Consider the following 8,434-nt stretch of genomic DNA (forward strand, 5'->3'; position numbering starts at 1 on the left):
CTCACTCCCCGTGGGGCGCGCGGAGCGCCACGAGTTCGGCCAGTTCGGCATCGGTCAGTTCGGTCAGCGCGCGCTCGCCGCCCGCGAGGACGGCGTCCGCCAGCGCGCGTTTGCGCTCCAGGAGCCGGGCGATGCGGTCCTCGACGGTGCCTTCGGCGATGATCCGGTGGACCTGTACGGGCTGGGTCTGGCCGATGCGGTAGGCGCGGTCGGTGGCCTGTTCCTCGACGGCCGGGTTCCACCAGCGGTCGAAGTGGATGACGTGGCCGGCCCGGGTGAGGTTCAGTCCCGTGCCCGCCGCCTTCAGGGACAGCAGGAAGACGGGGACCTCGCCCGCCTGGAAACGGTCGACGAGCTCCTCCCGGCGCTGCACCGGAGTCCCCCCGTGCAGCAGCAGCGAGGCGATCCCGCGCCCGGCGAGGTGCTTCTCCAGGATCCTGGCCATCGCCACGTACTGCGTGAAGACGAGGACCGAACCGCCCTCGGCCACGATCGTTTCGAGGAGTTCGTCGAGAAGCTCCAGCTTGCCGGAGCGGGCTGCGTGGGCGGGTCCCCGGTCCGCGTGCTCCCCCGAACCGTGCTCGCCCAGGAAGTGGGCCGGATGGTTGCAGATCTGTTTGAGGGAGGTCAGCAGTTTGACCACCAGGCCGCGCCGCTCCATCCCGTCCGCCTCCGAGATCGCGGCGAGGGTCTCGCGCACGACGGCCTCGTAGAGCGCGGTCTGCTCGCGGCTGAGGGCGACGGCGTGGTCGGTGTCGGTCTTGGGCGGCAGCTCGGGCGCGATGCCGGGGTCGGACTTCTTGCGCCGCAGCAGGAAGGGCCGGACGAGCGCGGACAGCCGGGCCGCCGCCTGCGGGTCGCGGCCGCTTTCGACGGGTTCGGCGTAGCGGGAGCGGAAGGTGCCGAGGCGGCCGAGGAGTCCGGGCGTGGTCCAGTCGAGGACGGCCCACAGTTCGGAGAGGTTGTTCTCGACGGGGGTGCCGGTGAGCGCCACGCGGGCCCGGGCCGGGATGGTGCGCAGGGCCTTGGCGGTCGAGGAATGCGGGTTCTTGACGTGCTGGGCCTCGTCGGCCACGACCATGCCCCAGCCGGTGGCCGCGAGTTCGGGTGCGTCCAGGCGCATCGTGCCGTAGGTGGTGAGCACGAAGCCCCCGGCGGAACCGCTGAGGCCCGCGAGGCTGCGGCCGGGACCGTGGAAGCGGCGTACGGGGGTGCCGGGCGCGAACCTCTCGATCTCCCGCTGCCAGTTGCCCAGCAGCGAGGCCGGGCACACCACCAGGGTGGGCCCGGCGGTGGCGGGGTCCTGCCCGTTGCGGTGCAGGTGGAGTGCGATGAGGGTGACGGTTTTGCCGAGACCCATGTCGTCGGCGAGGCAGGCGCCGAGGCCGAGCGAGGTCATCCGGGCCAGCCAGCGCAGGCCGCGCAGCTGGTAGTCGCGCAGGGTGGCCCGCAGCCCGGGCGGTGCGGCGAGGTCGTCGGACGCCTGCGGATCGGCGGCCCGCGGATCGGCGGCCCCCAGGTCGGCGGTGAGCTGCGCCCGCAGCCGCGCCATCGCACCGGTGGCCTCTACGTCGACCCGCTTGCCGCCGATCTCCGCCGACCCGGTGAGTACGGCGGCCAGCGCGTCCGGGGCCGCCACGTCGAGGTCCTGGCGGGCGCGGGCCCGTCGGGCCTCGGCCGGGTCGATCAGGACCCACTGGTCGCGCAGCCGGACCAGGGGCCGCTTCGCCTCGGCCAGGCGGTCGAGCTCGGCGCGGGTGAGGTCGCCCCGGTCGCCGAGGGCGTGGCGCCAGCTGAAGGAGAGCAGGGCGCCGGGGGAGAGCAGGCCGGAGGGGAGGCCGGGCCCCGCGGTGTCGGGGGAGCCCACGACGGCGCGGGTGCTCAGGCTGCGGGCGAGCCCGCGCGGCCAGTGCACATGGACCCCGTCGGCGGCCAGCGCGGCGGCGGCTGCGCCGAGCAGCTCGGTGACCTCCTCGTCGGCGAGCTCGACGGAGTCCGGGACCGCCGCGCCCAGCAGCGGGGCGAGCGGGGGCCACAGCCGGGCGGCGCGGCGCAGGGCGCGGAGGGCGTCCAGCCGGGCGCCGGGCGGGAAGGCGGCCGCGGCGGCTCCGGATCCGGCCCAGACGTCGGCGGCATCGGCGACCAGGGCGGAATCGCCCAGGCTGTGCATCTGGAGGACGGCACGGAAGGAGGGAGCGACGGCGGCGGGGGAGCGGGGCAGGGTGTCGGCGACGGCATCGAGGAAGGCGCGGAGCAGCGCCTCCGGGGTGGGCAGGCGGGGCGGCCCGTCCACGTCCAGCGGGACGCAGTGGGCGGCGGGCGGCATCGCGGCGGCCAGTTCCCGGACCTCCTCGAGGTCGGAGGCCTCCAGCGGGCCGATCCGCCAGGCGTCGTGGCCGGCGGGGCTCAGCCCGGGCAGGAGCCGGCCCTGCGCGGCGAACCGCAGGGCCAGCAGCGCGGCGGCGCCCCAGAACGCCGCGCCGGAGGGGCCGGTGCCGGCGGAGCCGCCGGAGCCGCAGGCCTCGGCCTCGGCTGCCGCCGCGGCGGCCCGGGCGCGCGTGAGCAGGGGCAGGGCCTCGGCCACGGGCAGCACGAGCGCGGTCACGGGGGTCCGGCGCAGGTCGGGGGCGACCACGGTGACCTCCTCGACGCTGCCGACACCGACACCGACACCGACACCGACACCGACACGGACACCGGCACCGCCACCGACACCGGCACCGGACTGCGCACCGGCGCCGGCACCGGACTGAGCACCGGCACCGGCACCGGACTGAGCACTGGCGCGGGCACCGGCACCGGCCTCAGTACTGGCGCGGGCGGCGTGGAGGAACTCCCCGTCGACCGGCCAGAAGGCGATCCGGCCGGTGCGGGCCGGCTCGCCGGGGAGGAAGACGGCGGAGCGGTGGAGGAGGAGGCCGGAGATCTCGGAGCGCACGCATTCCTCAAAGTTGACTACCGGGGGCACGGCGGCCGAGAGTACCCCACCGCGGCGGTCCGGCGGCCGGGGCGGGGCCACGAACCGGTCGACTTCGAAGACCGTTCGGGTCTCGCGGGAACGCGCGGTCGTGGCGGCGCGTTGAGGGGGTAGTGGTCGACGGCAGGTGGAGGTGTCCGCAGATGTCCACGAGCGGAAAAGTTGCGGTTGCCGGAGTCGTGGCAGCCATCGTGTTGTTCTGGACGGTGGGGTTCTGGGCCGGGCTGCTGGTCCTGATCGGTGTGCCGGCTGCGGCCTACTTCCTGCTGGACTCCTCCCAGCGGCGTCGGGTGCGGGGTATATCCAGGAAGCAGATCGGCCGCTGACGGCGGCAGTGGCACGGACACGCCCGGCCCGGAGGGCGGCCCAGGCCGTGGGGTCATGCCTGTCATGCCCGGGCGCCTTGCGGAGAGGCCGGGCTCCGGGTGCGGTGCGGAGCCCGGCAGGTGCGGCTGCGGGGCGGGCGTTCAGGGGTGGCCTGCCCTGGCGGTGGGATCAGGCGGCGTCGCTCGCGGCGGCCGGCGAGAAGTCCGATTCGAGCAGCATCTGCGACGCGTGGTCCACGAGGTGCCGGAGCACCTGCAAGTAGGTCTCGTCACCGCCCAGTTCGTCCAGGATGCGGTAGGCCTCGGCGCGGAATCCGTCGATCTCCGCCCGGTAGCGGTCGAGGGCGGTGGGCGTTCGCATGAGGCTCGCGAGTTCCGCTCTGGCCGGAATCGAGCGTCCCGCGGCGGCGCACAGCCCCAGCAGGTGCTCGCGGGAAGCGGGAGAGGCGTCCTCGATCACGGAGGCGAGGAGATACGTCACGGTGCCGTTGAGCAGGTCCTCGTCCCGACCGGAAAGGATGTCTTCCTGGTCGTTGAAAATCTGCCAGAGGATGCCGAAGACGTAGCCGAATTCACGCCACAGCTCCACCTTCTCGGCGGTCGTTCCCGAAAAGATCGCGGCCATTGCCGTGATCATTCCGAAGGGCGCGCCGGATTTGCCGCGATACGTCTCGATCACCGATTTCCGCGAGGCGCCGCAGATGTCCCCGCGCATGTCGTCGATCTGTCCGTCGACGCCTATGATCCACCCGTTCAGGAGCTCCGTTATCAGCGCGCTGCGAGCCGCCTCCGGAAGCTCCTGCGACACGATGATCTGAATGGGGAGCGCATTACCCGTGATGACGGAGGCGAGCAGAGCCTCGTTGTCGGTGAGCTCGCCGGAGATGGACGCGCCGTCGGCGTCGGCCAGGTCGTCGAGGTAGCAGGCCGAGGTCCACCAGAGCAGGTGCACGGCGGACAGGGGAACGGCCGGCCCGGGATTTCCCGTCTCTATGGCGTGCGTGAGCAGAGGCAGCACCGAGAGAGGATGTCTCAGTTTCCTTTGCTCCAAGAGCTTGGCCACTGTGCTCCGTGTGATGCCCGCAAGCGGACCGAGCCGCTCCAGAGCGGTTTCGATCTCCGCATCGATGTCCTGCGAGACTTCCCGGTGCAGGTCCAGGTACGACATGGAATTCAAGAGCGGCCTCCGTCGTGGAATGGGCTGAAGGGGTGATGTGAACACCCTTTGAGCCGCGTGACTGGCCGATTCGATCATTCCGGAGGAAGGGGATCCAGAGCGATTTTCGGCTTGCCTGGCCGATTCTTTTCGATCTTGGGTCGTTGCTGCTGGTCGCGCCAGCCCGTCTGGCGCCGGCGAACTGCTCGGTAAGGGCCGTGGATCAAGGCCGCCACCCGCTCCGGCTGCCGCAGCTCACCCCGTGGCCCGAACTCGCCCACGCGCGCCTTCAGCCGGAGGACCGGAGTGCGTCGAGCCCGTCCGGTCCCACCACGTGGACATCCGGACCTCGTATGCGGGGCGGACCTCGTCGTGCCGGGCGGGCCGCGTCATGCCGGGGACTGCCTCATGCGGGGCGGACCGCGACCCGGTCCAGCGCCGTCAGCAGCTCCGCCAGGCCGGGATCCCCCTTCTGGGGGACCGCGAGCACCTCGCTCGGCTCCTCGTCCAGCAGGACGAAGGCCGCATCACCGGTCCGCCCCACCAACGACCAGCCCGGCCCGTCCACCCGCAGGGTCCGCACCCCCTCGCCGGCGAACGAGGAGCGCACCCGGCCGGGCGGCGGCGGGGTCCGCGTGTACGCCATGGCCTCCTCCAGCGCCCGTGCGAGCCCGGGGTGCGCGGCGGCGGCCGCCCCGCCGTCCGTGGCCACGCGCTCGCGCCAGTCCGACCACTCCCGCGCGATCTGGTCCGCGCCCATCCGTCGCTGCACCGGCCCCCACGCCTCTGCGGAGGGCGGCGCCAGCGGCACCCGCCCCGTGCCGTCCGCGCCCTGCTCCGGATCGTGCGGCTCGGGGATCCCGGCCGCCGCCACCGACAGCTCCAGCGGCCAGCCCGCCAGCGAGACCACGATCGACCGCTCGTCGGGGGACAGGTCGTACTCCATCCCGCAGTCCCAGGAGGCGATGGCCGTGGCCACGAGCGAGACGTCGTCCACGACGACCGTCCAGCGCGCGCCCTCCTCGTCCTGGCCGAGCACCAGCCCGTACCCCTCCCCGCCCGGCGCCACGCCGAGCAGGGAGCAGGCCTCGGGGAAGTCGTCGCCCAGGATGCTGGGGAACTGCGCGGGCGTCAGCAGCACGGCGGTCAGTACATACAGGGAGCCGCCACCCTCGTCGTCGGACACCTGGCCTCCTGGTAGCTCTTTCGTCGGCGCACCTTAACCAGCGGGTAACCCGTGCGTCGAGAGCTGGCGGGCGACGATTTCCAAGGGTGCTACCTGCACGTAGAGTTGGGAACCCGCCACAGAAAGGGACACCCGGTGCAGCGTTACGATCGGCTGAGGGAAATCCTCCGTCTCGACCCCGACAAGGACTTCCTCGCCATCTACCGGCTCACCGCCACCTACGAGTTCCCCTGGGACTTCACCCGGGCCCTGGAACTCGCCCTCTTCCGGACATATGCCGTGCCCAGCATCGGCGGTCTGCTGGCCGAGACCGCCGAGTTCACCGACCGGACCCAGAAGCGCTACGACGACACGGCACTGCTCCTCGACGCCGTCGTCGAGCACGGCTTCGAGAGCGACACCGCGCGCACCGCGATCCGCCGCATCAACCAGATGCACCGCAGCTACGACATCTCCAACGAGGACATGCGCTACGTCCTGTGCACCTTCGTGGTGATCCCGGCGCGCTGGCTCGACGCCTACGGCTGGCGCCCCCTGACCCACCACGAGCGCCGTGCCTGTGCGAACTACTACGCCACCCTCGGCCGCCACCTGGGCATCACGGACATCCCGGACTCCTACGAGGAGTTCGAGGACACGCTGAACGCCTACGAGGAGGCCCACTTCGGCTGGGACGAGGGCGCCCGCAAGGTCGCCGACTCCACCCTCGACCTGATGGCCTCCTGGTACCCGACGCCGCTCGCCCCCGCCGTGCGCCGCGCGAGCCTCGCCCTCCTCGACGAGTCGCTGCTGGGCGCCTTCCGGTACGAGGCCCCGCGCCCCCGGGTCCGGCGGCTGGTCCGCGGCGCCCTGCGGCTGCGCGGCCGCGCGGTGCGGCTGCTGCCCCCGCGCCGGGACCCGCACTACGCCCGCCAGAACCCGGAGATCAAGGGCTACCCCGGCGGCTACGACGTGGGTGAGCTCGGTACGTTCCCGGTCCCCGGGTCGGGCGGCTGCCCCGTTCCGCATCCCCGCCGGCCCGCCGGAGCGGAGGCACAGCCTCCGGCGTGATCCCGGGGGCGTCCGGGGACACCGGGCGCGGTGCCGACGTACGAAGGCATGTCACGGGTGGCGCACGGCCGGCACGAGGAAGCGGGCGTCCTCGTCGGCGTACGAAGGCATGTCACGGGTGGCGCACGGCCAGTACGAGGAAGCGGGCGTCCTCGTCGGCGTACGAGGTCATCTCCCAGCCCGAACCCGCCAGCAGCGGGCCGAGGTTGTGCTCGGCCCGCATGTCCTCGGAAGTCAGCTCGCGGCCGTGGCGCGCGGCGAGGGCCGCTCGCCCGATCGGGTGAAAGAGGGCGAGCCGGCCACCGGGGCGGACCACCCGGGCGAGCTCGCGCAGGTTCGCCCCCGGGTCCGGCAGGTGGGCGATGAGGCCGGCGGCGAACACCGCGTCCAGCACCCCGTCGCGCAGCGGCAGCCGGGCCACGTCGGCGAGCAGCAGGGTGCCCTCGGCGCCCCTCCCGGCCCGCTGCGCGGCGGCCAGCATCTGCGGGGTGAGGTCGGCTCCGAGCACCGTTCCGGCGGGTCCCACGGCGGCCCGCAGCGCGGTCAGGGCCCGGCCGGTGCCGCAGCCCGCGTCGAGCACGCGGTCCCCGTGCCGCAGCCCGAACTCTGCGACGGCGGTGGCGAAGGCGGGCGCGTCGCCGGGGAACTTGCGGTCCCAGTCGGCGGCGCGCGCCCCGAAGAACTCCTGCACGTGTGTGTGGTCTTCGCTCATGCGCCCATGATCCCGCACCGGCGTACGCCCGTGGGCCTGCGGACCGTGCGCAAGGTGGCACGTGGTGTGATCGAAGATGAACGTAGCTCTGTCATATTCCAGCAGTTCCAGCGTCTTTCGAAATGCGCCCCCAGTTCGCGCTCTCACCCGGGCTAGCGTCCGTGGGCCATGGGACACCTGGGACATCTGGACCACGCCGCCTACGGGTGGCTGACACCCGCGCTGTCATACGTGATGGCGTCGATCGGTGCCGCCCTCGGGCTGCGCTGCACCGTCCGCGCGCTCGCCGCGACGGGCGCCTCCCGCCGCAACTGGCTCCTCACCGCGGCCTCCGCCATCGGCACCGGCATCTGGACGATGCACTTCGTCGCGATGCTCGGCTTCGAGGTCAACGGCACCGAGATCCACTACAACGTGCCGCTCACCGTCCTCAGCCTGCTCGTCGCCATGCTGGTCGTCGGCGCCGGGGTCTTCGCCGTCGGCTACGGCAAGGACCGCGGCCGGTCGCTCGTCCTCGGCGGCCTCACCACCGGGCTGGGCGTCGCCAGCATGCACTACCTGGGCATGGCGGCCCTGCGCCTGCACGGCGACGTCTCCTACGACCCGCTCACCGTGGGCCTCTCCGTCGCCATCGCCGTGGTCGCGGCAACCGCGGCCCTGTGGGCAGCGCTCAACATCAAGTCACCGGTGGCCGTCGCCGTCGCCTCGCTCGTCATGGGCGCCGCGGTCAGCAGCATGCACTACACCGGGATGATGGCCGTCGCCGTCAGCGTCAGCCCCTCGGACGCCGCCCTGCCCGGCGCCACGGCCATGCAGTTCATCTTCCCGCTCGCCGTCGGCCTGGGCTCCTACCTGTTCATCACCGCCGCCTTCGTCGCGCTCTCCCCGACGGCCGACGAGCGGGCCGCTTCCGCTTCGGCCGCCCAGCATCTCGGGGAGCACACCGTGCCCGCGCACTGAGCCGGCCTCCCGCACTCTCCCGCCCGGAGCCGCCGCCCGCCGTTCCGCCGAACCGTCGGCCCCGCAC

At 73.0% G+C, this 8,434-nt stretch carries 7 protein-coding genes; 3 read left to right on the top strand and 4 right to left on the bottom strand.

What is annotated here, in order from left to right; all coding sequences use genetic code 11:
* Position 1: 1 nt before the first annotated feature.
* Complete coding sequence (locus tag PV721_RS05350) at positions 2–2,968, bottom strand: DEAD/DEAH box helicase (protein ID WP_319721642.1); 2,967 nt, start codon at positions 2,966–2,968, stop codon at positions 2–4.
* Positions 2,969–3,120: 152 nt separating this feature from the next.
* Here PV721_RS05350 and PV721_RS05355 point away from each other — a divergent pair, with 152 nt between their 5' ends.
* Positions 3,121–3,303 carry a hypothetical protein gene (locus PV721_RS05355; protein WP_319721643.1) on the top strand — a complete coding sequence of 61 codons (183 nt, stop codon included), beginning with the start codon at positions 3,121–3,123 and terminating at the stop codon, positions 3,301–3,303.
* A gap of 169 nt (positions 3,304–3,472) precedes the next feature.
* On the opposite strand, the gene PV721_RS05360 is transcribed toward PV721_RS05355, so the two are convergent.
* Both PV721_RS05360 and PV721_RS05365 read right to left on the bottom strand, forming a co-directional pair.
* Positions 3,473–4,471 (bottom strand): polyprenyl synthetase family protein, encoded by a 999-nt coding sequence (locus PV721_RS05360; protein ID WP_319721654.1) that lies wholly within the window; start codon positions 4,469–4,471, stop codon positions 3,473–3,475.
* 394 nt (positions 4,472–4,865) lie between these two features.
* Positions 4,866–5,645 (bottom strand): hypothetical protein, encoded by a 780-nt coding sequence (locus PV721_RS05365; RefSeq protein ID WP_319721644.1) that lies wholly within the window; start codon positions 5,643–5,645, stop codon positions 4,866–4,868.
* 135 nt (positions 5,646–5,780) lie between these two features.
* On the opposite strand from PV721_RS05365, the gene PV721_RS05370 reads away from it, so the two are divergent.
* Complete coding sequence (locus PV721_RS05370) at positions 5,781–6,695, top strand: oxygenase MpaB family protein (protein ID WP_319721645.1); 915 nt, start codon at positions 5,781–5,783, stop codon at positions 6,693–6,695.
* A 112-nt stretch (positions 6,696–6,807) separates the two neighbouring features.
* On the opposite strand, the gene PV721_RS05375 is transcribed toward PV721_RS05370, so the two are convergent.
* Positions 6,808–7,407, bottom strand: coding sequence for a class I SAM-dependent methyltransferase (locus tag PV721_RS05375; protein ID WP_319721646.1), 600 nt, complete (start codon positions 7,405–7,407; stop codon positions 6,808–6,810).
* A gap of 177 nt (positions 7,408–7,584) precedes the next feature.
* Between PV721_RS05375 and PV721_RS05380 the strand changes: the two genes are divergently transcribed.
* Positions 7,585–8,367 (top strand): MHYT domain-containing protein, encoded by a 783-nt coding sequence (locus tag PV721_RS05380; protein WP_319721655.1) that lies wholly within the window; start codon positions 7,585–7,587, stop codon positions 8,365–8,367.
* Positions 8,368–8,434 lie beyond the last annotated feature (67 nt).

This window comes from Streptomyces sp. MB09-01 (assembly GCF_033794505.1).
In the GTDB taxonomy this organism is placed as follows: domain Bacteria; phylum Actinomycetota; class Actinomycetes; order Streptomycetales; family Streptomycetaceae; genus Streptomyces.